Source organism: Bradyrhizobium sp. AZCC 2230 (genome assembly GCF_036924495.1).
Taxonomy (GTDB): Bacteria; Pseudomonadota; Alphaproteobacteria; order Rhizobiales; family Xanthobacteraceae; genus Bradyrhizobium; species Bradyrhizobium rifense.
Map to the genome: position 1 here is coordinate 6,803,873 of NZ_JAZHRS010000001.1, position 23,669 is coordinate 6,827,541.

A 23,669-nucleotide genomic window follows, 5' to 3' on the forward strand; every position below is an offset into this window, starting at 1 on the left:
ACCATCCGCGATGACACACTCGATCAAAACAACGATCGGGAGCGAACATGACCGCAGCTGACGCCGCGCAACAAGCCCAATGGAAACGCTGGCGTGCGGTCGCCGACCTCTATCATGCTTACTTCACCGGCCTCATCCTCACCGTCGTCACGCGGCGCGGCACGGCGGATGCCGCCGAATTCGTCTTCCGCGTGTTCCGTCGCCAGCAGCAGGAGCGATTCCTGCCTGGCTTGCAAAAGCTCGGGCTCAGCCATCTGCCGCCGGCGGTGGCGGCCGCGCAATATCACTACCTCTCCAACTGGATCGGCGGCGTGCACGTCGAATACATGTACGAGAGCGACACCAAGGCCTGGATCCGCTATCCGCCGCCGCGCTGGATCTGGAAGGGCACCGCCATCTGCGGCGTGCCGGGCGAGGTCTCGCGCGCGATGCTGCGCGGCTGGCACGCCAACAGCGGCGTCGCGCTCGGCGATACCAGGCTGGGCTTCGTCTGCACCAAGCAGAGCGTCGACGGCCAGGACGGTCTTGAAGGCTACTACCATCAATACGACCATCCGCTCGAGCTCGACCAGCGCCTGGTGTTCGCGCGGCACCTCGAAGCGCCGCTGTTCGACGCGAAGGCCGCACCAGCCCTGCCAGTGTCGAGCTGGCCGAAGCCGCGGCTCGAAAAGGCCTATCGCAACTACGCGATGGAGTATGTCCGCACGGCTGCGCCCGTGATGGTGCAGCTGTTCGGGCCGGAAGATGCCGGTTATCTCCTGCACCTCACCGGCAAGCTGATCGGCATGCAGTACTTTGATGAAGTCGCCGCCGCGTTGTCAGCGACGAGCGGTGGCGCGACCGAGTTCGCATCCTTCCTCAACGCACTGTTCGCCGCGCAGGACGATGTGGCCGAGACCGCGCAATCCGAAGGCAGCTTCGAAATCTGCCAGCAGAGCTGGAAGCTGATGGATGACGTCACTGATTATCACCGCGCCTGCGCAAAAGTGCTGGAGGGGCTGTTCGAGGGGCTCGCCGCCGGTTGCGGCCGGCAGATAGGTGTGCATTTGCGCCCGACGGCAGGCGGCCGTCCGCCGCTGGTCTGGACGGTCGAATAGACGACGGTGCCGCGGCGGCTTCACCTCGCCCCGCTTGCGGGGAGAGGGTCGCATCCCATCGCAGATGGGATGCGGGTGAGGGGGACTCTCCGCGAGTCCAATTCGTACCGTCTGCGCGGATAGAGCCCCTCACCCCGACCCTCTCCCCGTAAGAACGGGGAGAGGGAGAAGAGAGCCGAATTCCACCTCTTGAAATGCGATGCCGCAGGGCACGCCTGCAGCTAGCGCAGGGGGAATCGGCAGCCGCTGTGCTAACACGTCCGCACCGCGCTTTCCGCGCGAGGAAATTGATTGCCACACCTCAGCATTGCCGCGCCGCAAATGGCGCTTTTGCCCGGGAGAGTAAATGACCGACATCGCCGAGATCCCGGTCGATGAGGAAGAACGTCCGCTGCCGCCGCTACCGCGCCCCGTGAGGAGCGCGTTGACCGACGGGCCGATCCTGCGCACGCTGCTCGGACTTGCCTGGCCGAACGTGGTCGCGTTGTCCGCCGGCACCTGCGTGGTGATCGCAGAGACCTCCTATATCGGGCGTCTTGGTGTGGAGGCACTGGCCGCGATGGCGCTGGTGTTTCCGACAGTGATCCTGACCATGACGATGTCGGGCGGTGCCATGGGCGGTGCCGTGGCCTCGGCCATCGCACGTGCGCTCGGCGCGGGTGATCGCGAGCGCGCCGGCACGCTCGCGGCACATGCGCTGCTGATCGGCATTACCTTCGGCGTCGTCTTCATGCTGGGCATGCTGATCTTCGGGCCGCAGGTGCTCACGATGCTTGGCGGCCGTGGCACTGTGCTGACGCATGCGATCGCCTACACGCAGGTGTTTTTCGGCGGCGCCGTGCTGCCCTGGCTGCTCAACACCATGGCGGGCGTGCTGCGCGGCACCGGCAACATGAAGCTGCCCTCGCTGTTGATGCTGAATTCCGCGGTCATGCAGGTCGTGCTTGGCGGCACGCTGGGCCTGGGGCTCGGGCCGGTGCCTCAGTTCGGCATGCGCGGTGTCGCGGCCGGCTCGCTGATCGCCTACTCCGTGAACATCTGCGTGATGGGCTGGTATCTGTTCTCCGGCCGCGCCCGTGCCGTGCCGAAACTGCGCGGGCTTCGCATTCAGTGGGCGATGTTCTTCGACATCCTGAAGGTCGGCGCGATCGCCTGCTTCTCGCCGCTGCAATCGGTGCTGACGATCTCGATCTTCACCCACATGCTGGCCAAATTCGGCACCGCGATCCTCGCCGGCTATGGCATCGGCGCGCGGCTCGAATTTTTGCTGACCTCGATCGCATTCTCGTTCGGCATCGCGTCGGTGCCGATGATCGGCATGGCAGTTGGTGCCGGTCGCATCAGGCGTGCGCGGCGCATCGCCTGGATCGCAGGCGCGAGTGCCTTCGTCGCCGTCGGCGCGCCGGCCTGCCTCGTTGCGCTGTTCCCCGACCTCTGGGTCAACATTTTTACGGACAGCGCCACGGTGCGCGCGACCAGCCACCAATATCTGTCGACGGTCGCGCCGTTCTACGCCTTCATCGGCCTCGCCTCGACGATGTACTTCTCGTCGCAGGGTGCGGCCAAGGTGATCGGCCCGGTGCTGGCGCAGACCGCGCGACTAATCTACATCGCGACGACCGGCTGGTGGCTGTCGACGCACGATGCGACGGCGCAGAACTTCTTCTGGCTCGCCGCGAGCTCGATGGTCGTGCTCGGCCTGCTGTCATGCTCCAGTGTGGTGCTGACCCGCTGGGGGCCGCGGGAGACGAAGCCGGCTGTTCGGTCTGTGCTGTCAGTCGCAGACTAGCGATGCTTGTGGCGGCGATGGCCGCCGCCGACATTGGCGAGCCGCATCAATTGCGGGATCATCGCCATCATGTCGCCGCCACCGGCGCCGCCCAGCATGCCCATGATATCGCCGCCGCCCATGCCGCCGATTCCCATTGGCATGGTGCCGCCCATCGGCGCGTAGCCGCCGTAATTGGGCGCGCCGTAGCCGCCGCCGAAATTGCCGCCGGCGAGGCCGCCAGGGCCTCCCATGCCACCACCGCCCATCATGCCACCGAATCCGCCACCGCCATTCTCCATCATGCGGCTCATCATCGGGCCCATGGTTTGCATCAGCATGGCGAAGCGGCGCTTGCCCATCTTCGCTTTCATCATCTCCAGCATCGGCGCCATTTGGGTCATCATGTCCTCGCCGCCGGCACCTCCGCCGCCGCCGAGGAACTGCGCCTTCGCCGGCGTGCTCGCGACCGAAAACAGCAGCAGCACGGCGGCTGCCTGGCAGATCACCTTGTCCGCACCTCTCATGGCATGCTCCTCGCGTGCGTGGCGCCGCCGGGAGAGCGAGGCCAACCGGACGCACGCGGCCATGGTTACGGCGGAGGAGGGTAGCGTTCTGTGAGAAAGATCACGTAGCGGCAGCATGATCCGGAAAAGTGTGCAGCGGTTTTCCGAAAAGATCATGCTCAAATAAGAGCTACGGAAACGCTTTGTGTATGGCGGCCACAGCCTCCTTGGTCTGCTCCTGAACGTAAGCTGCAAGCTCGTTCGGCAGCATGTCGATGATCCAGACCAGGCGGCAGCTCGCCTCGCCATCGGCGATCACCTGCACCGAGGCGCTGTAGTGCTTCAGCCGCTCGTTGTTGATCGCGTAGACCAGCCGCTGCCGCGCGTCGTCGCAATCGACCAGCACTTCGCGTGCGACCGAGCCATTGGCGAAGGTGACGATGCGTGCATCGCCGTCGAGCGTGCACGCGGTGACGAAGCCCGGCGCTAGCCGCTGAGGCAGCGCGCCGAAATCACGCACCGCGTCCCAGACGTCATGGGCCGGCGCGGAGAGGGAGACGTCGTTGTGGATGGAGGCCATTGAGGTGTCCTTGATTATGTCAGGTCGTCACCACACCGTCATTGCGAGCGCAGCGAAGCAATCCAGGGATATCTCCGCGGAAACAGTCTGGATTGCTTCGTCGCTGCGCTCCTCGCAATGACGGAGTTCGCGGCGAAAGCTCACGTACAAACCGCCTCGACATTGTTGCCATCGGGATCGATCAAAAACGCCGCGTAATAGGTCGGGCTGTAATCCTTGCGCGGCCCGGCGCCGCCATTGTCGTGGCCGCCGCTCTTCAGGCCTTCGCTGTGAAACGCCTTCACCGCGTCGTGGTCCCTGGCGCGAAACGCAATATGCGCGCCGTCGGCCTTGCGGCCCTTGTTCAGATGCAGCCAGAGCGCCGGCTCGCCCTTCGGCCCGAAGCCGGCATAGCCGTCGCCGCTGGAACACAGGACGTAACCGAGCGGCGCCAGCGCCGCGGTGTAGAAACGCGTGGCGGTGTCGAGGTCGGCAACGCGCAGTCCGATATGGTCGTACATGGTCATCTCCATTGCAAAGCGCGCCGCGTGGTGGCGCGCGCCGGAGACGACCCTAGTCAGTTGAGGGCAAGCTGTTCTTGGAAAATCTTGCGCTTCCCCTTTGACGCCTGCCGGAACTTGGTCGGCGACATGCCGGCGGCGCGGTGGAAGGTGCGGACGAAGTTCGAGAGGTCGCCGAAGCCGACGTCATAGGCGATGTCGGTGACTGCGATGTCGTCGTCCGTGAGCAGGCGCGCCGCGTGCCGCAGTCGTGACCGCACCAGATATTGATGCGGGGTCACGCCGAGCACGTTGGAAAACAGCCGCAGGAAATGGAACGGGCTCAAATCCGCCAGGCGTGCGGCCTGTTCGAGGTCGATCTCGGCATGCGAATTGTCGTCGATCCACAGCGCGGCCTCGACCGCACGGCGGCGGTCGCGCGCCGTCGGTGAGACCGGCTTGCGCGGCTTGCCGGAGACCACATCGACAAAGCGGCTCGCAAAAATCTGGCCGACCTCGTCGAGGCCGAGGTCGCTGTTGCCATCTGCTGCCGCTTGCGCGAGCTCGCCGAGCACCATCAGCTCGGGCAGCGGCGGCGTCGCGCCGACGCGCCAGAGCTCGCGGCGCCCGCCCAGCGCATCGACGAGATCCTCGCTGAAGAAGAAAGACAGGCAGACGTCGCCGCAGACATGCTCATGCGTGCAGGTGTATTCGTCGCCGGGTGCGCCGACCAGCAGCGAGCCCGCCACCAGCTCGAAGAAGCCGGCGCGGCAATGGCAGCCGAAGCTTCCCGAGCGGACATAGGCGATGGAATGACCGGTGCGACACTCGGCAAACGGCTTGTCGCCCGGTCCCGCGTCGCAGCGAAACTCGGAGACCGTTATCGATTGTGACGTCAGCAGCCTGGTCGCATCCATGCCACCTTATCTAGGTGGGTGAGCGCGGCGGGGCAACGGGCAGCAGCACCTCGAACAACGTCTTGCTGGCGATCGGGTGGGCGCCTTCGAGCGCCAGCAGCCGCCGCTTGGAAATCACCCCGCCGTAAGGCGAGATCCGGTCGGCATAGCCGCCGGCCTCGATCACCCGGTGACAAGGCACGATGATCATGTAGGGATTTTTGGAGATCGCCTGCGCCACCGAATGCGCAGCGCCGGACGCGCCCAGCGCCTTGGCGATCTCGTGATAGGTGCGCGTCTCCCCGCGCGGGATCGTGCAGGCATATTCGTAGACCCGCCGGTTGAAGGCTGGAACGTCACCGGCGTCCAGGCTGACGTCCGAAAAGTCGGGATCGCTGCCTTGCAGCAAGGTGACGATACCCTCGATCGCAAGCTCGGCGTTGAGCGGGACCGCCTGCTCGCGCGCCTCGGGATGGACCTGGAAAATCCGGCGGCGGGTGTCGATCTCCCGCGCTTCCGGCAATTGCACGGCCACCACGCCGGAATTGCTCCAGACGATGCCGCAACGGCCTATGGCCGTGTCGAATATCGCGTAAGCACGCCCCACCATGCGCACGCCCCACACGCTGTACGTTCCTCAACCCGGCAGCGATCATAACACCGCCACAATTCGGCGCACCTGGAATCTTACCGGGACGTTAACAACCGTCCGGCCTGACGCGCCAAAGCGCTTGGCGCCGGACACCGTCTCGGCTAATCAGGACGTGCGCGGACACGCGCATAAGCGGGCGTAGTTCAATGGCAGAACGGCAGCTTCCCAAGCTGCATACGAGGGTTCGATTCCCTTCGCCCGCTCCAAATCCCCGGGACAGCGAATGGCCGACAAGGACGAGAGCACGCGCTTGGTCGCCATTGCCTGTGATCACGGGGGCTTTGCCCTCAAGCAAGCCCTGAAAGTCGCTTTGCCCGATGTGAACTGGCTGGACCTCGGCACGGATAGCGCCGAGTCCGTCGACTATCCCGATTTCGGCAACAAGCTGGCTGATGCCATCAGGGACGGCAAGGCCGCGCGCGGCATTCTGATCTGCGGGTCGGGCATCGGCATTTCGATCGCCGCCAACCGCCATGCGCACATCCGTTGCGCGCTTGTGCACGATGTCACGGCCGCGCGGCTGTGCCGCCAGCACAACGACGCAAACGTTCTGGCGCTGGGCGGACGGATGATCGGCGAAGCGGTCGCAAAGGAATGCGTCGAGGCATTCCTGAGCACGGCCTTCGAAGGCGGTCGTCACCAAAGGCGCATCGACAAGCTGGGGTAGCGGCAGGCCTCAGTTCGGCAGGCTCCGCAAGAATTCGACAAGCGCCGCGTTCACCTCTTGCGGCCGCTCCTGCTGCGTCCAGTGTCCGCAGCCCGGCAGCATCTTGATCTCGCGCAGTTGCGGCACAGACTGCTTCATGTTGGCGATCTGCTCGGCGGCGCCGGGGAAGGCGATGACCATGTCGTGGTCGCCGGCGATGTAGAGCGAGGGCACCACCACCTTCACGCCCTCGAACGCCCCCATCAGCTCCCAGTTGCGATCGATGTTGCGATAGTAGTTGAGCGGCCCGCGGAAACCGCTGCGGGCAAATTCGCCGCCGTAATAATCGAGATCGGCGGCGCTTAGCCATGATGGCAGCGGCACTTGCACCTTCGGCAACATGCCGTCCTCGCGTGAGACCATGCCCACGCCTTTGAACGGCTGTCCGCTCGCTGCCGTCATGGCGCGTATGGCGGTGACGCCTTCGCCGGAGCCGCCGAACAGCATCGCGGCCAACGTCTTGCGCGGGTCTGCCTCAAACTCCGCCTCGGCTATGCCCGGCTCCTGGAAGTACAGTTGATAGAATTGCGCATCCTCAGTCTGCGGCATGACGCTGGTCGGCGGCACCTCGCTTCGTGGGCGATAGGGTACGCTGAGGATGGCGGCGGCACGGAAACGGTCAGGCCGGAGGCGAGCCGTGTGCCAGGCGATGGCCGCACCCCAATCGTGGCCGACGATGACGGCGTCCTTCGCCGCGTAGGCGTCGAGCACGCCGACGAGATCGCCGACCATGTGGAAGATCGTGTATTGGTCGATCGCCTCGGGCTTGTCGCTCTTGCCGTAGCCGCGCATGTCGGGCGCCACCGCGTGGTAGCCGGCCGCGGCCAGCGCTTCGAGCTGGTGACGCCAGGAATACCAGCCCTCCGGAAAGCCGTGGCAGAGCAGCACCAGCGGTCCTTCGCCCTGTTCGGCAACGTTGAGGTTGATGCCGTTGGCCTTGATAATCCGTTGCGTCGGTCCGCTCATCTCATCACCTCCCATTGTTGTTTGGCGCATCCTAAACGTTGCTGCCCGCCGCGCAAAGATTCCAATATATTAGCCCCTTGGTCCCGGCACGCACCGCTCCTCCGGCCTAATCTCCTCCCGCCCGGCGGATGCGGTCCTCGTGCCGGGCGATGTTTCGGACAGAGGCCATGGACCAGCAAAAACTCGACAGGGCGATCGGTCGCCGATTGAAGATTCTGAGGACGCAGGCCGGCATGACCTTGAACGAACTCGCTAGCCGCTCCGGTGTCAGCCGGGCCATGATCGGGCGGGTTGAGAGGGCGCAGAGCAGTGCCACGGCGGCGCTGCTCAACAAGCTCTGCGCGGCGCTCGATGTCTCGCTCAGCGACGTCGTCGCGCTCTCGGAGAAGCCGCCGGAGCGACTGACGCGGCTCGCCGACCAGCCGCAATGGCGCGATCCCGACAGCGGCTACCGGCGGCGTCATGCCTCGCCGGCCGATGCGGCAAGCGGCATCGAGATCATCGTCGTCGACCTGCCGGCGGGCGCACGCGTCGCCTACAGCCCCTGGGGCCGCAACGCCTTCACCCAGCAGCTGCTAATGCTGGAAGGGGCGGTCTGCGTGCATATCGACGCCAAGGCGGTGCGGCTGCGTGACGGCGACTGCCTCGACTTCGATGTCATGCGCTCCGTCACCTTCGAGAACGAGACCAAACAGGATGCCCGCTACGTCATCATCACGCGGCGCGGCACGTCATACGGGAAAATGTGATGCCGCTGATGGTAAGGGACGCCACGCTGGAGGATGCGGAAGACATCCTCGCCATCTACAATTTCGCCGCGATCAACACCACGGCGGTGTGGACCGACGGCCCGGCCGATCTGGACTCGCGGCGCGACTGGATCCGCGCACGGCAGCAGGCGGGCTATCCCGTGCTGGTCGCGATGAAGGGCAGGGATGTCGTCGGCTTCGCCTCGTTCGGCGATTTTCGTCCCTTTCCAGGCTATCGCCACACCGTGGAAAACTCGGTCTATGTCGACGAGCGGCACCATCGCGCAGGCATCGGCCGCAGCCTGGTCGCCGCGCTGATCGAGCGCGCAACGACACTGAACAAGCATGCCATGATTGCCGGGATCGATGCCGCGAATGCCGGCTCGATCGGCCTGCACGCCTCGCTCGGCTTCGTCGAGGTTGCCCGCATGCTGGAGGTCGGCTGCAAGTTCGGCCGCTGGCTCGATCTCGTCTTCATGCAGAAGCAGCTTGCGAGCAACGTCAAGCCATGACCATGCAGATCCGCACCGGCGACACCTTCGATCCGCGCGTCGTCGCGCTGCTCGACCATCACGTCGCGGCGGCGCGAGCGCAGACCGCGCCGGGCAGTGCGCATGCGCTCGATCTCGCAGCGCTCCGCGCGAGTGATGTCGCGTTCTGGACCGGCTGGGACGGCGAGACGCTGGTCGCAACCGGCGCGCTGAAGACGCTGTCCGCCGACCATGGTGAGGTGAAGTCGATGCACACGCTCCAGACCACGCGCCGCCGCGGCTTTGGTGGTCTGATGCTCCGCCACATCATCGCCGAGGCGCGCAAGCGCGACATCAAGCGCCTGAGCCTCGAGACCGGCTCGTGGGACTATTTCAAGCCGGCGCACGCGCTCTATCAGGCGCACGGCTTCGTGCCTTGCGCTCCTTTCGAGGGCTACGGCGAGGACCGCAACAGCCTGTTCCTGACACTCGATCTGGGCGGCCGCTGAGGCCCGGCGCAACCGGGACTCGAAAAGATCGCCCTGCCCCTCAAAATGAGTTGCGTACCTCAAAACACCTCTGCTAGCCTTCAGGCATGGCCGTAGAGACCCTCTCCGCCGCGCTGACGCTAAAGGACATCGCCCGCGAGGCCGGTGTCAGCTTGGCGACGGTCGATCGCGTCCTGCATAACCGTCCCGGCGTGCGGCCGGACACGGTCCGGCGCGTCCAGGAGACGATCGCGCGCAATGCCTTTCATCCGCATGTGGCCGCAGCCGAGCTCGCCCGCGGCCGCGCCCGCCGGTTTGCCTTTGTCATGCCGACGGGGGCGAACCCGTTCATGCAGCAGATCGAGGCCTATCTCGGCGAGATGTCGGCCTGGCTTTCGGCCCGCCGTCTCAGCGTCGAGCTGATCAATACGGATGTGTTCGATCCGTCCGTGCTCGCGGCGTCGCTCGAGACGCTCTCGGGCGACTATGACGGTGTTGCCGTCGTGGCGCTGGATCATCCCGGCGTTCGCGCTGCGATCAACGATCTCGTCGATGCCGGCACCAAGGTGGTGACACTGGTCTCGGACGTGCCGTCGTCGCGCCGCCACCATTATGTCGGCATCGACAACATCGCGGCGGGCCGCACCGCGGGCGCGCTGGTCGGGCGGCTGGTCGGTGAAAAGCCCGGCAAGGTCGCCATCATCGCGGGATCGCAGGGCCTGCGCGACCATGCCGAGCGCATTTTTGGTTTCAATCAGGTGATGGCGTCGGAGTTTTCGCGCCTCGACATCCTGCCTCTGCTCGAGGGGCGCGACGACGACGACCGCTCCGAGCAGCTGATATCGCGGTTGCTCGACAAGCATCCTGACATCATCAGCCTCTACAATGTCGGCGCCGGCACCCAAGGCGTGGCCAAGGCCCTGACCGAGGCCGGCCGCGAGAAGCAGATCGTGTTCATCGCCCACGATCTCACCGCGATGACGCGAAGACTGCTGTTGCAGGGCACGCTGGATGTCGCGATCTCGCAGAACCCGGGGCACGAGGCGCGCGCCGCCGTGCGCGTGCTGCTGTCGCTTGCGCGTAACGAGCCGATCTTGAGCGAACAGGAGAATATCCGCATCGACATCCTGATGCGGGACAATCTGCCGTAGCCGCAAGGCGCGGTGCTTGGTGTTTTGGAGTGAGTGACTGCGGAAAGCGCGACGTCAGTTCGTGCACCGCATCAAGCGTTAAGGGAGGGACGAGTTTGTATCTCGGATTGGACATCGGCACGTCCGGTGTGAAAGCGGTGCTTGTGAGCGAAGCCGGCGCGGTCGTCGCGACGGCGTCGCGCGAGCTTGCGCTGTCGCACCCCGCGCCGCTGTGGTCCGAGCAGGATCCGGACGCCTGGGTCGAGGCCGCCATCGGCGCGGTCGATGATCTCGCCGCCACTCATCCGCGTGATGTTGCTGGCGTGCGCGGCATCGGGCTGTCAGGCCAGATGCATGGCGCGACACTGCTCGGTTCGGACGGGCGCCCGCTGCGGCCTGCGATCCTCTGGAACGATGGTCGCTCGCACGCCGAATGCATCGAGCTCGAGTGCCGCTGCCCCTCGCTGCACGCCATCGCCGGCAATCTGGCGATGCCCGGCTTCACCGCGCCAAAATTGCTCTGGGTCGCCCACCACGAGCCAGGCATCTTCGAACGCGTCGCAAAAGTGCTGCTGCCGAAAGCCTATGTTCGCTACCGCCTCACCGGCGAGATGGTCGAGGACATGTCGGACGCCGCGGGCACGCTGTGGCTCGATGTCGGCCGGCGCAGCTGGTCGGCGGAGCTGCTCCATGCCACCGGGCTCGATCTGCATCACATGCCGCGCCTCGTCGAAGGCAGCGAGGTGAGCTCAGTGCTTTCGGGCGAATTCACGCAACGCTGGGGCATGGCGAAAGACGTCGTGGTCGCCGGCGGTGCCGGTGACAATGCCGCGAGTGCGATCGGGCTCGGTGCAATCGCCTCCGGCGATGCCTTCCTGTCGCTCGGCACGTCCGGCGTCGTATTCCGCGTCACCGATCGCTTTGCGCCCGCGCCGGCCTCGGCGGTCCATGCGTTCTGCCACGCGCTGCCGGGTCTGTGGCACCAGATGGGCGTGATGCTGTCAGCGGCTGCCTCGCTCGCCTGGCTTTCCGGCGTGATGGAAACGCCCGCGGCGGCCCTGCTCGCGCCGCTTGGCGAGCGCGTCGACGGGCCGAGCCCTATCAAATTCCTGCCCTATCTCGACGGCGAGCGCACGCCGCACAACGATGCCGCCGCGAGCGGCGCCTTCGTCGGCTTGCGCGCTGCGACCGGGCGCAGCCAGATGGTGCAGGCCGTGCTGGAAGGCGTCGCCTTCGCCGCGCGCGACAATCTGGCGGCGCTGAGCGCGGCGGGCGGGGCGATCACCGAAGTCGATCTCGTCGGCGGCGGCTCACGCTCGCCACTGTGGGCGCAGATCTGCGCCGACGTGCTCGGCATTGCCGTGCACCGGGTCGAGGAGGGCGAGGTCGGCGCCGCGCTCGGCGCCGCGCGGCTCGGCCGGCTTGCTGCCACCGGCGAGGCCCCCGCGCAAATCTGCACTCGCCCGCGCCGGCTTGCGAGTTTCGTGCCCCGCGCCTCCGCAGCGTCCGCCTATGACGAGGCCTATCGCCGCTGGCGCGCGCTTTACCCCGCATTGAAGGAGAGTTTTTAAGTGAACGCGTCAGCCAAATTCTTCGATGCAAGCACGCCTGTGGCCTTCGCCGGCAAGAATGCCGGAAATGCGCCCGCCTTCCGCTGGTACGACAAGGACCGCATGGTTCACGGCCGCAGGCTGGAGGACCATTTGCGCTTCGCTGTCTGCTATTGGCATTCGTTCTGCTGGCCGGGCGCCGATCCCTTCGGCGGCGAGACGTTTCTGCGGCCCTGGCACCACGGCTCCGATCCGATGGCGATGGCGCGCGCCAAGGCCGATGTCGCCTTCGAGCTGTTCCGCCTGCTGGATGTGCCCTTCTTCACTTTCCACGACGTCGATGCGGCACCCGAAGGCGCCTCGCTCAGCGAATCCGTCGCCAACCTCAATGCCATTGCGGATATCTTCGAAGCGAAGATGGCCACGGCAAAAGTCCGCCTGCTCTGGGGCACCGCAAACCTGTTCACGCATCGCCGCTACATGGCGGGTGCCGCGACCAATCCGGACCCCGAGATTTTCACCTATGCCGCCGGCCAGGTCCGCGCCGCGCTGGAGGTGACCCACCGGCTCGGCGGCCAGAACTATGTGCTGTGGGGCGGCCGCGAGGGCTACGAGACGCTGCTCAACACCGATCTCAAGCGCGAGCTCGACCAGCTCGGCCGCTTCGTCTCGCTCGTGGTCGAGCACAAGCACAAGATCGGCTTCAAGGGCCCGATCCTGATCGAGCCGAAGCCGAAGGAGCCGACCAAGCATCAATATGATTTCGACGTCGCTACCTGCTACGGCTTCCTCGCGCGCTACGACCTGCTCAAGGACGTCAAGCTCAACATCGAGCAGAACCACGCCATCCTCGCCGGCCATTCCTTCCATCACGAGGTCGCGCTCGCTGAGGCGCTCGGGGTGTTCGGTTCGCTCGACATCAACCGCGGCGACGATCTGCTCGGCTGGGACACCGACCAGTTCGCGATGAATGTGGGCGAGCTGGCGCTGGTTTTCCACGAGATGCTGAACCGCGGTGGCTTCACCTCGGGCGGGCTCAATTTCGACGCCAAGATCCGCCGTCAGTCGATCGATCCCGACGATCTCATCCATGCTCATGTCGGCTCGATGGATGCCTGCGCGCGGGCGTTCCTCGCTGCTGCAGACATGCTCGATGCCGGCGCCCTCACAGCGCCGCTCGCCGATCGCTACGGTGGATGGGCGGGAGCCGAGGGCCGTGCCATTCTCGGCGGCCAGCGTTCGCTCGCCGATCTCTCCGATCGCGCACTGGGTCCTGGCTTCGACCCGCAGCCGCGCTCGGGACGGCAGGAATATCTGGAATCTCTCGTTAACCGCTACGTCTGAGGTCGCTGATGGCAAGTGCTGACACAACACCGGTCCTCGAACTCTCCGGCATCGGTAAGGAGTTCGGCGCCATCCGCGCGCTGCATGATGTCGATATGCATGTCCACCCGGGCGAAGTGGTCGGCCTGATGGGCGACAACGGCGCCGGCAAGTCGACGCTGGTCAAGATCATCGCCGGCAATTTCCGCCCCAGCCACGGCGAAATCCGCTTCGGCGGCAGCGCGGTCCATTTCAACCGGCCCATCGATGCACGCGGGGTCGGGATCGAGGTCGTCTATCAGGACCTCGCGCTGGCCGACAATCTGACCGCTGCTGCCAACGTGTTTCTCGGCCGCGAGCTGAAGCGCAAATTCGGACCCATCGCTTTGCTCGACCACAAGGCCATGGCGTCGCGTGCGCTGGAGCTGTTCGGCGAGCTGCGCTCGGAGACGCGCCCCGACGATCTCGTCAAGCAGATGTCGGGCGGCCAGCGCCAGGCGGTTGCGATCGCGCGGACGCGGCTGTCGAACGCGCGGCTGGTGATGATGGACGAGCCGACGGCCGCGATCTCCGTGCGCCAGGTCGAGCAGGTGCTGAGCCTGATTCACCGGTTGAAGGAGCAGGGGGTCGCCGTGATGCTGATCTCCCACCGCATGCCCGACGTGTTCGCGGTGTGCGACCGCGTCATCGTCATGCGCCGCGGCGAGAAGCGGGCCGACAAGCCGATCCACGAGACGTCACCAGAGGAAGTCACCGCCCTCATCACCGGCGCGAAGGAGGCGGCGTAATGGCCATGCCCTTGGAATCCCCGATCACCTTCTCGAACGTCAGCAAGGTCAAATGGTGGCGGCGCGGCATCTTCGCCTCCCAGACCGGCTACGTCCTGCTGGCGCTCCTGGTGCTGATGGTCGTGATGCATTTTGCCAGCCCGTATTTCTTCACGGAGGGCAATATGCAGAACGTGGCGAAGAACTTTTCCTTCATCGCCATTGCCACGCTCGGAATCACCTTCGTCATCATCACCGGCGGCATCGATCTCTCCGTCGGCTCGATGATGTGCTTTTCGGCGATGATCACCTCCATGGTCATGGTCGAGCTGTCGGCGCCCGGATCGGCGTTCGTCCATTTGGCCGCCGACGGCAAGACCGTCGTCGCCAATGTGCCCGGATTGATCTTCGTGATCTCGGTGCTTGCGGGGCTGTGCGCTGCGTTGATCGTCGGGCTCGTCAACGGCTTCTGCATTGCGGTGCTCGGGCTGTCGCCCTTCGTCACCACGCTCGGCATGCTCTCGATCGTGCGCGGGCTCGCCTATGTCGTCTCGAACGGCCGCGGCAGCTTTCCCGGCGGCCCGGACGCCGATTATTTCTACGCGCTGACATCGGGTGACGTGCTCGGTGTGCCCGCTCCCTTCATCTACCTGATGATACTCGCCGCCGTGATGGCGGTCGTGCTGCATCACACCAGTTTCGGCCGCCACGTCTTCGCGCTCGGCGGCAACGAGAAGGCGGCGGAGTTGACCGGCATCCCGGTCGTGCGGGTGAAGATCGAGGTCTACGTGATCTGCGCGCTCGCCGCGGGTCTCCAGGGCATCATCATCTCCGGTTGGCTCGGCTCGGCGCCGGCCAACATGGCGACCTCCTACGAGCTCAACGTGATTGCGGCCGCCGTGATCGGTGGCGCCAATCTGGCCGGCGGCATCGGCGGTCCGCTCGGTGCCATCGTCGGCTGTGTCCTGCTCGAAGTGATCCGCAACGGCCTCGTGCTCGCGCAGGTCAACTCCTACTGGCAGCAGACGCTGGTCGGCGTGATCATCATCCTGGCCGTGCTGGTCGACCGCATCCGCTCGCGTATGACTTAACCAGTTACTCCGGCAGGACAACGAAACATCGTCTATCCGCCTGCCGGAGCATCACATCACAAATGGATAGGCAACAAAGTGTGGAGGGAAGAAATGAAGAAGCTTCTGTTGGCCGGCGTGACCATCGCGATGATGGCGACCCCGGCATTTGCCCAGACCTACAAGTTCGCCGTCGTGCCCAAGGCGATGAACAATCCGTTCTTCGACGTGGCGCGTGACGGCTGCCTGAAGCGAGCCAAGGAACTCGGCAATGTCGAGTGCATCTACAAGGGGCCGATCGAGCACGAGCCGGCGACGCAGGCGCAGATCATCCAGGACTTCATCACCCAGAAGGTGGATGGTCTGGCAATTTCGGTTGCCGACGTCGCGGCGATGACCAAGTCGATTGATGCTGCGGCTGCAGCCGGCATTCCCGTCATCACGTTTGACGCGGATGCGCCGGGTTCCAAGCGGCAGGCCTATATCGGCACCAACAACAAGGACTTCGGCGTCGCGCTTGGCAAGCAGTTGCTCCAGCTTCGGCCCGACGGCGGCAAATATGCCATGGTCTCCGGTGGCCCGGGTGCCAAGAACCTTGCCGAGCGCGTCGATGGCGTCCGCGAAGCGCTCAAGGGCTCGAAATGGGTCGAGGTCCAGGGTTCGCCGACCTTCTGCAACGACGATTTCACGCTCGCGATCCAGCAGATGTCGGACCTGCGCACCGCGACGCCCGACCTTGCCGCGATCATCCCGGTCGGTGGCTGGCCGATGTTCGCGCCGGAAGGTTTCAAGGCTTTCGTCAACAAGAACAAGAAGGATATCGACGCCGGCAAGTTCACGCTCGTCGTCGCCGATACGCTGAAGATGCAGCTCGAACTGCTGCGCGACGGCTACTCCAACGCGCTCACCGGCCAGCGCCCGTTCGAAATGGGCGAGAAGTCGATGGACACCCTGCTGGCGATCAAGAAGGGCCAGAAGGTTCCGGAAACGATCTACACCGGCCTCGACCTGGTGACGAAGGATAACGTCGCTCAACTGTTGAAGTAGGAACGTTACCAGCCCAACGTTCCTGCGCTACACTCCCTCTCCCGCTTGCGGGGGAGGGAGTGCTGCTGATTGGAAGGAGATTGCAATGAAGCGTACGCAATTGGCTAACGGTCTCGATGTTACGGCAATCGGCCTCGGCTCGGCGCCACTCGGCGGTCTGTTTTCTGCGGTCAGCGATGCGGACGCGGAAGCTACCGTCGCGAAGGCCTGGTCGCTTGGCATCCGCTTCTTCGACACCGCGCCGCTCTACGGCTTTGGCCTCGCCGAGCGCCGTTTGGGCGCGTTCCTGCGCCAGCAGAAGCGGGACTCCTTTGCGATCTCGACCAAGGTCGGCCGGCTGCTGCATCCGGATGCCAGTGCGGCCGAGGACGATGACTACAAGGGCGCGCCTGCGCTGCGGCCGCAATTCGATTTCAGCTATGACGGCGTGATGCGTTCCGTCGAGGATAGTCTCGACCGCCTCGGGCTCGATCGCGTCGACGTGCTGCTCGTGCACGATCCCGACGATCACTATGATACGGCCGTCAACGGTGCATTCCGCGCGCTGATGCGCCTGCGCGCCGACGGCACGGTCAGGGCGATCGGTTCCGGCATGAACCAGTCGGAGATGCTGACGCGTTTCGCCGAAGCCGTGCCGGTCGACTGCTTCCTGCTAGCCGGCCGTTACACGCTGCTCGACCAGGGCGCGCTGGAGGCGCTGTTTCCGGTCTGCGCGGCGAAGAACATCGGCATCCTGCTCGGCGGCATCTACAACAGCGGCATTCTGGCCAATCCGCACACCGGCGCGAAATTCAATTACCGGGATGCCGACGCGGCACTCGTGGCGCGCGCGCTGGAGCTCGACCAGCTCTGCCGCAAGCATGGTACCGAGCTGAAGGCTGCCGCGCTCCAGTTTTGCATGGCCCATCCGACCGTGACGGTCGCCTTGATGGGCGCGCGCAACGCGGCAGAGGTCGCCGACAGCATCGCGATGTCGGAGCACACGGTGCCGCAAGCCTTCTGGCAGGAGCTGCGTGCGAAAAACCTCATCGACGCGCGGGCGCCGCTGCCGGGCGGAGCGTGAGACATGGCCATCGACGCGCACCAGCATTTCTGGGATCCCGCGCGCGCGGACTATCCCTGGATGAGCGCGCCTGAGCTTGCACCGATCCGCCGCGCCTTCGGCCCTGCCGATCTTGCTCCGATCTTGAAGGCAAACGGCATTGACGCGAGCATCGTGGTGCAATGCCGCTCGTCGATCGAGGAGACCGAGGAGTTCTTGGCGGTTGCGCATGCCACGCCTTCGGTCATTGGTGTCGTCGGCTGGGCCGATCTGATCGATGCAGCACTCGGCGACACGCTTGATCGCCTGCGCGATCTGCCGGGCGGCGCGAAGCTGGTCGGTATCCGCCACCAGGTCCACGACGAAGCCGATCCCGACTGGCTGTTGCGCGCGGACGTCCAGCGCGGACTGGCGGCCGTGTTCGCCCGCGATCTCACCTACGACTTCCTCGTCCGCACCCGCGAATTGCCCGCCGCAATTGCGACCGCAAAAGCCTTTCCGCAAGGACGCTTCGTGCTCGACCACGCGGCAAAGCCGCCGATCGCGGATGGCGGCAACGCCGAATGGTCCGACCGTGTCGCGGCGCTAGCCGCCTGCAGCAACGTCTGGTGCAAGGTCTCGGGTCTCGCGACGGAAGCGAAGTGGACCGATTGGGACGCCGAGCGGCTGTTTCCGTTCGTCCAGCACGTCGCAAATTGCTTTGGCGAGGACCGCCTGATCTTCGGCTCGGACTGGCCGGTGTGTCTGCTGGCGGGCAGCTACGCCGAGATCAAGAGCGCGCTGGAGGCGTGCCTGGCGAAGCTCGGGCCGCAAGTGCGCGAGAAGGCGTTTGAGGTGAATGCGAAGCGGGCGTATCGGTTGGCAGTTGGCTGAGCTGCGAATTCGCTGCACCTTCTCCCCTTGCGGGAGAAGGTGGCGCGAAGCGCCGGATGAGGGGTTGCCTCAGCAAATTCCGACGTGAGAGGTTCACTCGCGGAGCGATACCCCTCACCCGAGTGAGACCGTGTCGACGAGCGGAGCTGCCCTCTCCCGCAAGGGGAGAGGGCGCAGCAACGAGCAACCCCCTCACGCCCCTGCAGGCACCTGATCCAGAAATCCCGTGATGCTCCTGATCCGCCCATCCTTCAGCACGGCGAAATCCGTCCCCTTGATCGGGCTGTCGACGCCATCGGGGCCAAGTCCCCACGAAAAGCGCACATGGTCGCCATAGCCGTTGGGTTCGCCGATCAGCCTGAACTTGAAGTCGGGAAAGCGCTGCTGCACGCCTGAGATCAGGGCATCGATGCCGTCCCGGCCGTCACCCTTCATCAGCGGATCGACATAGCTCGCATCCGCCGTCCAGTTCTCGCTGAGCAGTTCGCGGCGGCGGTTTTGCGCGCGCTCGTTCCAGAGATCGATGTAGCGGCGGGCGATGGTGACATGGTCGGTCATGAGACTCTCCTTCGATGGCGCCGTGTGGTTCGGCTGACCTGACTATCGAAGGTTCGCGCACAGGGATCGATTACCTCGGAGATCATGCGTCCGCAAAAAAAGAGCGCGATGATGGTCTCATCGCGCTCCTGTCGCATGTCGGTTCTGCGCGAATTTACTTCGCGGCCGTGACCATGATCTCGACGGTGTATTGCGGCGCGGCCAGCTTGGCTTCGACGGTGGCGCGGGCCGGGGTGTTGCCCGGCGACACCCAGCCGTCCCACACCGCGTTCATTTCCTGGAACGTCTTCATGTCGGTGATGTAGATGGTCGCCGACAGCAGCTTCGACTTGTCGGTGCCGGCCTTGGCGAGATGGCCGTCGATGGTCTTCAGGATGTCCTGGGTCTGCTTGGTCACGCTTTCGCCGGCCGCATTGTTGGCGACGACGCCGGCGAGATAGACGGTGTTGCCGTGCACGACGACCTGGCTCATGCGCGGGCCGGTTTCAAAACGCTGGATGCTCATTGGGGGATCTCCTGATGGGAATGGCGGCTCTCTCTAGCGCAGCGGCCTCGGCTGTGCCACCCCGGCAACGCATACGGCTCTCGCGAAGCATGCGCTCGTTCAGCGAAACTGGCTGAAGAACGCCCAAATCGTCTCGGCGCCGTCGATATCGCCGTTCTGCGGCCCGAGCAGGCCGGTTGCGACCTTCGGGAAGCGGGCGTCCGGCGCAAATCCGGGCATGCGGTGGCCGCCGCCGTTGACGCGATAGAGCAGGACGTCCAGCCCTGCTGGGCAGCGTGATGTGATCCGTGTGACCGTGGATTGATCGTTGGGCGCCTTGTCGGGGAGATCAGTCACGCTGGCGTCATCGCTCTCGCAGCCGTTGAGCTCGCGCCAAAATGCCACGGTCTTCTCGGTGGACCAGAACCCGTCTGCGGCAAAATAGCTCGACCCGCGTCCGCCCTCATAGGGGATCAGCGGATCGGCCGTGCCGTTCATGATCAGCATCGGCAGCGGCCGCGACGGATGGCAGGTGACGGCGGTCTCATCGGTGAGGTTCATGATCACGCTGGCACCGGCCACAAACAGATCGGCGCGCGCGCAGACCAAGGTCATCACCATGGCGCCGCCGTTGGAGACGCCGGTGACATAGACGCGTTTGGCATCGGCGGTGCCGTCGGCCACCAGCTTCTCGACCAGCTTTGCGATAAAGGCGACGTCATCGGTGCCCGCGGGCGGTCCGCGCAGCTCAGGTCCTGCCTTCGTCCGCGCGTCGGTCCAGGCATGGTTGAGCCCGTCGGGGAACACCACGGCCAGCCCCTCGCGCTTGGCGACCTGCGGCCACGCCGTCCGCGTAATCATGTCGGCGCCGCGCTGGGTCTTGCCATGCAGCACGATCACCAGTGGCGCCGGCTTCTTCGCCGGCAGCTGTACGGTGTAGGAGCGCATCGTGCCATTGACGTCGATCGTATCGGCGGACGCGGCCGGTGCTGCGGCGAGTGCCGCAACGAGCACCCCGATATGCATCCACCACCGCATGATCTATCCCACCGCTTTCGCTGCCGCGCGGCCGGCATTGCGGCCCGAGAACAGGCAGCCGCCGAGGAACGTGCCCTCCAGCGAGCGATAGCCATGCATGCCGCCGCCGCCGAAGCCGGCGGCTTCGCCGACCGCATAGAGGCCGGGGATGATCTGTCCTTCCTCGCCGAACACGCGCGAGTCGAGATCGGTCTCGAAGCCGCCCAGCGTCTTGCGGGTCAGGATGTTGAGCTTGACCGCGATCAGCGGCCCCTGCGCGGGATCGAGGATGCGATGCGGCGACGCCGTGCGGATCAGCTTGTCGCCGATGTAACGCCGCGCATTGTGGATGTTCATCACCTGCGCATCCTTGACGTAGGGGTTGGCGATCTCGCGGTCGCGCGCCTCGATCTGCATCCGGATCTCGTCGAGCTTGAGCAGGTCGTTGCCGGCGAGCTTGTTCATCTCCGCGACGAGGTCCTCGATCTTGTCGCGCACGATGAAGTCGACACCGTGGCTTTTGAACGCCTCCACCGGCGCCGGCGCGCCCTTGTTGGTGGCGCGGCGCAAGGTCATGCGCCAGCTCTTGCCCGTGAGATCCGGATTCTGCTCCGAGCCCGACAGCGCAAACTCCTTCTTGATGATGGCCTGCGTCAGGATGAACCAGGAATAATCATAGCCGGTCGACATGATGTATTTGAGCTGGCCGAGCGTGTCCGAGCCGGGGAACAGCGGTGCCGGCAGCCGCGTGCCTGTGGCGTCGAACCACATCGAGGACGGGCCGGGCAGGATGCGGATACCGTGGCGCGGCCAGATCGGTGACCAGTTCTGGATGCCCTCGACATAGTGCCACATGCGGTCGCGGTTGATCAGCCGCGCGCCTGATTTTTCGGTGATGACGATCATGCGGCCGTCGACATGCTCTGGCACGCCGGAGATCATGAATTTCGGCGGCTCACCGAGCCGCTGCGGCCAATTCGCGCGTACCAGATCATGATTGCCGCCGATGCCCCCGGACGCCACGATCACGGCCTGCGCCTTCAGCGCGAACTCGCCGACGACAGTGCGTGATGAGCTCCTGCCGCGCTCGACGCTGTCGGCTTCGAGAATGGCGCCGCTGACGCCGTCCACCGTGCCGTTGCTGATCGAGAGTGCATCGACGCGATGGCGGAACTTGAAGATCAGCCGGCCGCTCTTGGCGGCGTCGCGCGCGCGGCGCTCGAACGGCTCGACGATGCCGGGGCCGGTGCCCCAGGTGACATGAAAGCGCGGCACCGAATTGCCGTGGCCCATCGCGTCATAGCCGCCGCGCTCGGCCCAGCCGACCACCGGGAAGATGCGATGCCCCATCGCGCGCAGCCAGTCGCGCTTCTCGCCGGCGGCGAACGCCACATAGGCCTCGGCCCATTGGCGCGGCCAGAAATCCTCGTCGCGGTCGAAGCCGGCGGTGCCGAGCCAGTCCTGCATCGCAAGTTCAAAGGAGTCCTTGATGCCGAGCCGGCGCTGTTCCGGCGAGTTCACCAGAAACAATCCGCCGAACGACCAGAACGCCTGGCCGCCGAGCGACTGCTCGCCTTCCTGGTCGACCACGATCACGCGCTTGCCGGAATCGGCAATCTCGGTCGCCGCCACCAGTCCCGATAGTCCTCCGCCGACGACAATGACGTCAGCCTGCTCAGTCGAATGCCCGGCCATGAGTTCCCCCCTGTAGTTGCCCGGATTGAAGCCAGCGGTTGCAACTGAGATCAAGGGCTTGTCGCGTAAGACATCGTTAACTTGTTCCACTTTGGGATTGAGGCTGGCTGAGTGCAGCGCGGACGCAACACTGGATTTGAATTTGTTTTGAGTGAGCCGGCCTGCCTAGACAAAACCACGGTTACGACAGACGCTGTACGCGCATCACCACCTGACACACAGATTCGAATTCGACTGGGGCGGGGGCCAATGAAGTTTCTGACGGGGTTGCTTGCGGCGGTTCTCTTGATCGCTTGCATGGGGGCGTCTCACGCGGTGGTTCGAATCGCGGATGACCGCGGCGGCCGGATCGGAACCTACGTCGACAAATACCAGGACCTGCGCCAGTCCGGCGACACCGTCATTATCGACGGCCTCTGCGCTTCCGCCTGCACCATCGTCCTCGGCGCCATCCCGCACGACCGAATCTGCGTCACCTCGAACGCGACACTCGGCTTCCACGCCGCCTGGGATTTCGGCAACAACGGCCGCGCCGTCACCAACGCCGAGGCGACCCAGATGCTCTATGCGATGTATCCCTCGCAGGTGAAGCGCTGGATCTCGCATCGCGGCGGCCTCACGCCGCACATGCTGTTCCTGAGGGGCAGGCAGCTCCAGGCCATGTACAAGCCCTGCTACCTGGACGCGCAGGCCTCGGCCAACAAGCCGTCGCGCCAGCCTCTCCCGCAAGCGGACCAGCTGGAATCCGCCCGGGGTCAGCTCCTGCACTGATAGTCTCGGCCTGAGGGGATCGTTCTGGCCCGCCCGCGGCGTCTTGCTCGCAGGCGGGCCAAAGCTTATCTGAAGGCTTGGGAACCGAGGCCTTCGCCCCGATCATGGCTCAACCACTGCACCCGGCCCATCCGATAGAGGACAATTCGCCCAATGCCGGGCGCACGTCATCCGTGCTGCTGTGGGCCGGCGGTGGTGTCGGTGGGCTGATGGTGATCGGCGCGCTCGCGCTCTGGTTCCACTACGGCTCCCAGGTGTTCTTCGAAATGATCAGGACCGGCTTTGCCGCCTGCTTCTGATCCGCGACAGGAAGTTTTCCGCTCATGAGTTCCACCGCCCGTCCGCTGGTGATCGCGACCGCCTTCGCCTCGAGCCTCGTCGTCGGTCTGCTGGTGCTGTTCTGGGCCATGGGCGGGGTCGGCAAGGTGGCGCAGCCGGCCGCGATCGGCGGCCCGTTCCAGCTCACCGACCAGGCCGGCAAGGCCTTCACCGACAAGGACCTCAAGGGCAAGCCGACGCTGATTTTCTTCGGCTACACCCATTGCCCTGATGTTTGCCCGACCTCGCTGTTCGAGATGTCGGAGGTGCTGCGCGCGATGGGCAAGGACGCCGACAAGGTCAACGCCGTCTTCATCTCGGTCGATCCCGAGCGCGACACGCCCGCGACCATGAAAGACTATCTCTCGAGCTTCGATCCGCACCTCGAGGGCCTCAGCGGCGATCCCGCCGAGACCGCCAAGGTGATCACCTCCTACCGGGTCTATGCCAAGAAGGTCCCGACCAAGGACGGCGACTACACCATGGACCACACCGCGCTGATCTACCTGATGGACCGCGACGGCCGTTTCGTCTCGCCGTTCAACCTGAAGCGGACCCCCGAAGAGGCCGCGACCGAGCTGAAGCGGTATCTCTGAGGCCTCCGGTTAACTGCAATCGGCGCTCGCGTTCCCGGCCGGATGGTCTATAAGGCCCTCCGATCCCAACG

General features: G+C 65.2%; 27 protein-coding genes and 1 tRNA gene. 18 read left to right on the forward strand and 10 right to left on the reverse strand.

Annotated elements, in window-relative coordinates; all coding sequences use genetic code 11:
• Positions 1 to 47 precede the first annotated feature (47 nt).
• Positions 48 to 1,097 (forward strand): hypothetical protein, encoded by a 1,050-nt coding sequence (locus tag V1280_RS32470; RefSeq protein WP_334534110.1) that lies wholly within the window; start codon positions 48 to 50, stop codon positions 1,095 to 1,097.
• 346 nt (positions 1,098 to 1,443) lie between these two features.
• Positions 1,444 to 2,886, forward strand: coding sequence for an MATE family efflux transporter (locus tag V1280_RS32475; RefSeq protein ID WP_334534112.1), 1,443 nt, complete (start codon positions 1,444 to 1,446; stop codon positions 2,884 to 2,886).
• On the opposite strand, the gene V1280_RS32480 is transcribed toward V1280_RS32475, so the two are convergent.
• From V1280_RS32480 to V1280_RS32500, 5 genes are all read right to left on the reverse strand, one after another.
• The gene (locus V1280_RS32480; RefSeq protein ID WP_334534115.1) at positions 2,883 to 3,392 is read right to left on the reverse strand and encodes a hypothetical protein; all 510 of its coding nucleotides are present in this window, start codon (positions 3,390 to 3,392) and stop codon (positions 2,883 to 2,885) included. The two genes, V1280_RS32475 and V1280_RS32480, sit on opposite strands and share 4 nt — an antisense overlap.
• Positions 3,393 to 3,561: 169 nt before the next feature.
• Entirely contained in the window at positions 3,562 to 3,951 is a 390-nt protein-coding gene (locus tag V1280_RS32485) for an SRPBCC family protein (protein WP_334534118.1), read from the reverse strand.
• A 140-nt stretch (positions 3,952 to 4,091) separates the two neighbouring features.
• Positions 4,092 to 4,451: a VOC family protein gene (locus V1280_RS32490; RefSeq protein ID WP_334534121.1), complete on the reverse strand. Its 360-nt coding sequence runs from the start codon at positions 4,449 to 4,451 to the stop codon at positions 4,092 to 4,094.
• A 56-nt stretch (positions 4,452 to 4,507) separates the two neighbouring features.
• Entirely contained in the window at positions 4,508 to 5,347 is an 840-nt protein-coding gene (locus V1280_RS32495) for a helix-turn-helix transcriptional regulator (RefSeq protein WP_334534124.1), read from the reverse strand.
• Between the two features lie 10 nt (positions 5,348 to 5,357).
• The gene (locus V1280_RS32500; protein WP_334534126.1) at positions 5,358 to 5,936 is read right to left on the reverse strand and encodes a methylated-DNA--[protein]-cysteine S-methyltransferase; all 579 of its coding nucleotides are present in this window, start codon (positions 5,934 to 5,936) and stop codon (positions 5,358 to 5,360) included.
• Between the two features lie 174 nt (positions 5,937 to 6,110).
• Here V1280_RS32500 and V1280_RS32505 point away from each other — a divergent pair.
• Positions 6,111 to 6,184 (forward strand) — tRNA-Gly (locus V1280_RS32505).
• Between the two features lie 17 nt (positions 6,185 to 6,201).
• Positions 6,202 to 6,645: a ribose 5-phosphate isomerase B gene (rpiB, locus tag V1280_RS32510; protein WP_334534129.1), complete on the forward strand. Its 444-nt coding sequence runs from the start codon at positions 6,202 to 6,204 to the stop codon at positions 6,643 to 6,645.
• Positions 6,646 to 6,654: 9 nt separating this feature from the next.
• Here the strand turns inward: rpiB and V1280_RS32515 are convergent, their stop codons facing one another.
• Positions 6,655 to 7,650 carry an alpha/beta fold hydrolase gene (locus tag V1280_RS32515; protein WP_334534132.1) on the reverse strand — a complete coding sequence of 332 codons (996 nt, stop codon included), beginning with the start codon at positions 7,648 to 7,650 and terminating at the stop codon, positions 6,655 to 6,657.
• Positions 7,651 to 7,817: 167 nt separating this feature from the next.
• Between V1280_RS32515 and V1280_RS32520 the strand changes: the two genes are divergently transcribed.
• From V1280_RS32520 to V1280_RS32570, 11 genes are all read left to right on the forward strand, one after another.
• A complete protein-coding gene (locus V1280_RS32520) occupies positions 7,818 to 8,399 on the forward strand; it encodes a helix-turn-helix domain-containing protein (protein ID WP_187437087.1) in 582 nt (193 codons plus the stop codon).
• Positions 8,399 to 8,911: a GNAT family N-acetyltransferase gene (locus tag V1280_RS32525; RefSeq protein WP_334534138.1), complete on the forward strand. Its 513-nt coding sequence runs from the start codon at positions 8,399 to 8,401 to the stop codon at positions 8,909 to 8,911. Before V1280_RS32520 ends, V1280_RS32525 begins: the two co-directional genes overlap by 1 nt.
• A gap of 2 nt (positions 8,912 to 8,913) precedes the next feature.
• Positions 8,914 to 9,378 carry a GNAT family N-acetyltransferase gene (locus tag V1280_RS32530; protein WP_334538473.1) on the forward strand — a complete coding sequence of 155 codons (465 nt, stop codon included), beginning with the start codon at positions 8,914 to 8,916 and terminating at the stop codon, positions 9,376 to 9,378.
• Between the two features lie 86 nt (positions 9,379 to 9,464).
• Positions 9,465 to 10,508, forward strand: coding sequence for a LacI family DNA-binding transcriptional regulator (locus V1280_RS32535; RefSeq protein ID WP_334534141.1), 1,044 nt, complete (start codon positions 9,465 to 9,467; stop codon positions 10,506 to 10,508).
• Between the two features lie 95 nt (positions 10,509 to 10,603).
• Positions 10,604 to 12,058, forward strand: a complete 1,455-nt coding sequence (gene xylB / locus V1280_RS32540; protein ID WP_334534144.1) for a xylulokinase — start codon at positions 10,604 to 10,606, stop codon at positions 12,056 to 12,058.
• On the forward strand, positions 12,059 to 13,381 hold the full coding sequence (gene xylA, locus V1280_RS32545; RefSeq protein WP_334534147.1) for a xylose isomerase: 1,323 nt from the start codon (positions 12,059 to 12,061) through the stop codon (positions 13,379 to 13,381). It begins immediately after the preceding gene.
• Positions 13,382 to 13,389: 8 nt separating this feature from the next.
• Entirely contained in the window at positions 13,390 to 14,148 is a 759-nt protein-coding gene (locus V1280_RS32550; protein WP_334534150.1) for an ATP-binding cassette domain-containing protein, read from the forward strand.
• A complete protein-coding gene (locus tag V1280_RS32555; RefSeq protein WP_334534153.1) occupies positions 14,148 to 15,218 on the forward strand; it encodes an ABC transporter permease in 1,071 nt (356 codons plus the stop codon). The genes V1280_RS32550 and V1280_RS32555 overlap by 1 nt, the downstream gene beginning before the upstream one ends.
• A 93-nt stretch (positions 15,219 to 15,311) precedes the next feature.
• The gene (locus V1280_RS32560; RefSeq protein WP_334534156.1) at positions 15,312 to 16,244 is read left to right on the forward strand and encodes a sugar-binding protein; all 933 of its coding nucleotides are present in this window, start codon (positions 15,312 to 15,314) and stop codon (positions 16,242 to 16,244) included.
• 85 nt (positions 16,245 to 16,329) lie between these two features.
• Entirely contained in the window at positions 16,330 to 17,307 is a 978-nt protein-coding gene (locus V1280_RS32565) for an aldo/keto reductase (protein WP_334534159.1), read from the forward strand.
• 3 nt (positions 17,308 to 17,310) lie between these two features.
• Positions 17,311 to 18,159, forward strand: coding sequence for an amidohydrolase family protein (locus V1280_RS32570; RefSeq protein ID WP_334534161.1), 849 nt, complete (start codon positions 17,311 to 17,313; stop codon positions 18,157 to 18,159).
• 192 nt (positions 18,160 to 18,351) lie between these two features.
• Here V1280_RS32570 and V1280_RS32575 read toward each other — a convergent pair whose 3' ends face one another.
• The 4 genes from V1280_RS32575 to V1280_RS32590 all read right to left on the reverse strand — a co-directional run bounded on the left by V1280_RS32575 (position 18,352) and on the right by V1280_RS32590 (position 21,913).
• Entirely contained in the window at positions 18,352 to 18,717 is a 366-nt protein-coding gene (locus V1280_RS32575) for a nuclear transport factor 2 family protein (RefSeq protein ID WP_334534163.1), read from the reverse strand.
• Between the two features lie 154 nt (positions 18,718 to 18,871).
• Positions 18,872 to 19,222, reverse strand: coding sequence for a RidA family protein (locus V1280_RS32580; RefSeq protein WP_148774597.1), 351 nt, complete (start codon positions 19,220 to 19,222; stop codon positions 18,872 to 18,874).
• Between the two features lie 99 nt (positions 19,223 to 19,321).
• Positions 19,322 to 20,239, reverse strand: a complete 918-nt coding sequence (locus V1280_RS32585) for an alpha/beta hydrolase family esterase (protein ID WP_334534166.1) — start codon at positions 20,237 to 20,239, stop codon at positions 19,322 to 19,324.
• 3 nt (positions 20,240 to 20,242) lie between these two features.
• Positions 20,243 to 21,913, reverse strand: a complete 1,671-nt coding sequence (locus V1280_RS32590) for an FAD-binding dehydrogenase (protein WP_334534168.1) — start codon at positions 21,911 to 21,913, stop codon at positions 20,243 to 20,245.
• A 249-nt stretch (positions 21,914 to 22,162) separates the two neighbouring features.
• Between V1280_RS32590 and V1280_RS32595 the strand changes: the two genes are divergently transcribed.
• The 3 genes from V1280_RS32595 to V1280_RS32605 all read left to right on the forward strand — a co-directional run bounded on the left by V1280_RS32595 (position 22,163) and on the right by V1280_RS32605 (position 23,598).
• Complete coding sequence (locus tag V1280_RS32595; protein WP_334534171.1) at positions 22,163 to 22,684, forward strand: hypothetical protein; 522 nt, start codon at positions 22,163 to 22,165, stop codon at positions 22,682 to 22,684.
• A 104-nt stretch (positions 22,685 to 22,788) separates the two neighbouring features.
• Positions 22,789 to 22,983, forward strand: a complete 195-nt coding sequence (locus tag V1280_RS32600) for a hypothetical protein (RefSeq protein ID WP_334534174.1) — start codon at positions 22,789 to 22,791, stop codon at positions 22,981 to 22,983.
• A 24-nt stretch (positions 22,984 to 23,007) separates the two neighbouring features.
• On the forward strand, positions 23,008 to 23,598 hold the full coding sequence (locus V1280_RS32605) for an SCO family protein (protein WP_334534177.1): 591 nt from the start codon (positions 23,008 to 23,010) through the stop codon (positions 23,596 to 23,598).
• Positions 23,599 to 23,669 lie beyond the last annotated feature (71 nt).

Coding starts and splice junctions, on each gene's coding strand:
- V1280_RS32560 (WP_334534156.1), top strand. CDS start 15,312: ATGAAGAAGCTTCTGTTGGCCGGCGTGACCATCGCGATGATGGCGACC.
- V1280_RS32525 (WP_334534138.1), top strand. CDS start 8,399: ATGCCGCTGATGGTAAGGGACGCCACGCTGGAGGATGCGGAAGACATC.
- V1280_RS32535 (WP_334534141.1), top strand. CDS start 9,465: ATGGCCGTAGAGACCCTCTCCGCCGCGCTGACGCTAAAGGACATCGCC.
- V1280_RS32590 (WP_334534168.1), bottom strand. CDS start 21,913: ATGGCCGGGCATTCGACTGAGCAGGCTGACGTCATTGTCGTCGGCGGA.
- rpiB (WP_334534129.1), top strand. CDS start 6,202: ATGGCCGACAAGGACGAGAGCACGCGCTTGGTCGCCATTGCCTGTGAT.
- V1280_RS32600 (WP_334534174.1), top strand. CDS start 22,789: ATGGCTCAACCACTGCACCCGGCCCATCCGATAGAGGACAATTCGCCC.
- V1280_RS32595 (WP_334534171.1), top strand. CDS start 22,163: ATGAAGTTTCTGACGGGGTTGCTTGCGGCGGTTCTCTTGATCGCTTGC.
- V1280_RS32485 (WP_334534118.1), bottom strand. CDS start 3,951: ATGGCCTCCATCCACAACGACGTCTCCCTCTCCGCGCCGGCCCATGAC.
- V1280_RS32555 (WP_334534153.1), top strand. CDS start 14,148: ATGGCCATGCCCTTGGAATCCCCGATCACCTTCTCGAACGTCAGCAAG.
- V1280_RS32570 (WP_334534161.1), top strand. CDS start 17,311: ATGGCCATCGACGCGCACCAGCATTTCTGGGATCCCGCGCGCGCGGAC.
- V1280_RS32520 (WP_187437087.1), top strand. CDS start 7,818: ATGGACCAGCAAAAACTCGACAGGGCGATCGGTCGCCGATTGAAGATT.
- V1280_RS32605 (WP_334534177.1), top strand. CDS start 23,008: ATGAGTTCCACCGCCCGTCCGCTGGTGATCGCGACCGCCTTCGCCTCG.
- V1280_RS32490 (WP_334534121.1), bottom strand. CDS start 4,451: ATGTACGACCATATCGGACTGCGCGTTGCCGACCTCGACACCGCCACG.
- V1280_RS32495 (WP_334534124.1), bottom strand. CDS start 5,347: ATGGATGCGACCAGGCTGCTGACGTCACAATCGATAACGGTCTCCGAG.
- V1280_RS32530 (WP_334538473.1), top strand. CDS start 8,914: ATGCAGATCCGCACCGGCGACACCTTCGATCCGCGCGTCGTCGCGCTG.
- V1280_RS32585 (WP_334534166.1), bottom strand. CDS start 20,239: ATGCGGTGGTGGATGCATATCGGGGTGCTCGTTGCGGCACTCGCCGCA.
- V1280_RS32550 (WP_334534150.1), top strand. CDS start 13,390: ATGGCAAGTGCTGACACAACACCGGTCCTCGAACTCTCCGGCATCGGT.
- V1280_RS32575 (WP_334534163.1), bottom strand. CDS start 18,717: ATGACCGACCATGTCACCATCGCCCGCCGCTACATCGATCTCTGGAAC.
- V1280_RS32470 (WP_334534110.1), top strand. CDS start 48: ATGACCGCAGCTGACGCCGCGCAACAAGCCCAATGGAAACGCTGGCGT.
- V1280_RS32580 (WP_148774597.1), bottom strand. CDS start 19,222: ATGAGCATCCAGCGTTTTGAAACCGGCCCGCGCATGAGCCAGGTCGTC.
- V1280_RS32500 (WP_334534126.1), bottom strand. CDS start 5,936: ATGGTGGGGCGTGCTTACGCGATATTCGACACGGCCATAGGCCGTTGC.
- V1280_RS32475 (WP_334534112.1), top strand. CDS start 1,444: ATGACCGACATCGCCGAGATCCCGGTCGATGAGGAAGAACGTCCGCTG.
- V1280_RS32565 (WP_334534159.1), top strand. CDS start 16,330: ATGAAGCGTACGCAATTGGCTAACGGTCTCGATGTTACGGCAATCGGC.
- V1280_RS32480 (WP_334534115.1), bottom strand. CDS start 3,392: ATGAGAGGTGCGGACAAGGTGATCTGCCAGGCAGCCGCCGTGCTGCTG.
- V1280_RS32515 (WP_334534132.1), bottom strand. CDS start 7,650: ATGAGCGGACCGACGCAACGGATTATCAAGGCCAACGGCATCAACCTC.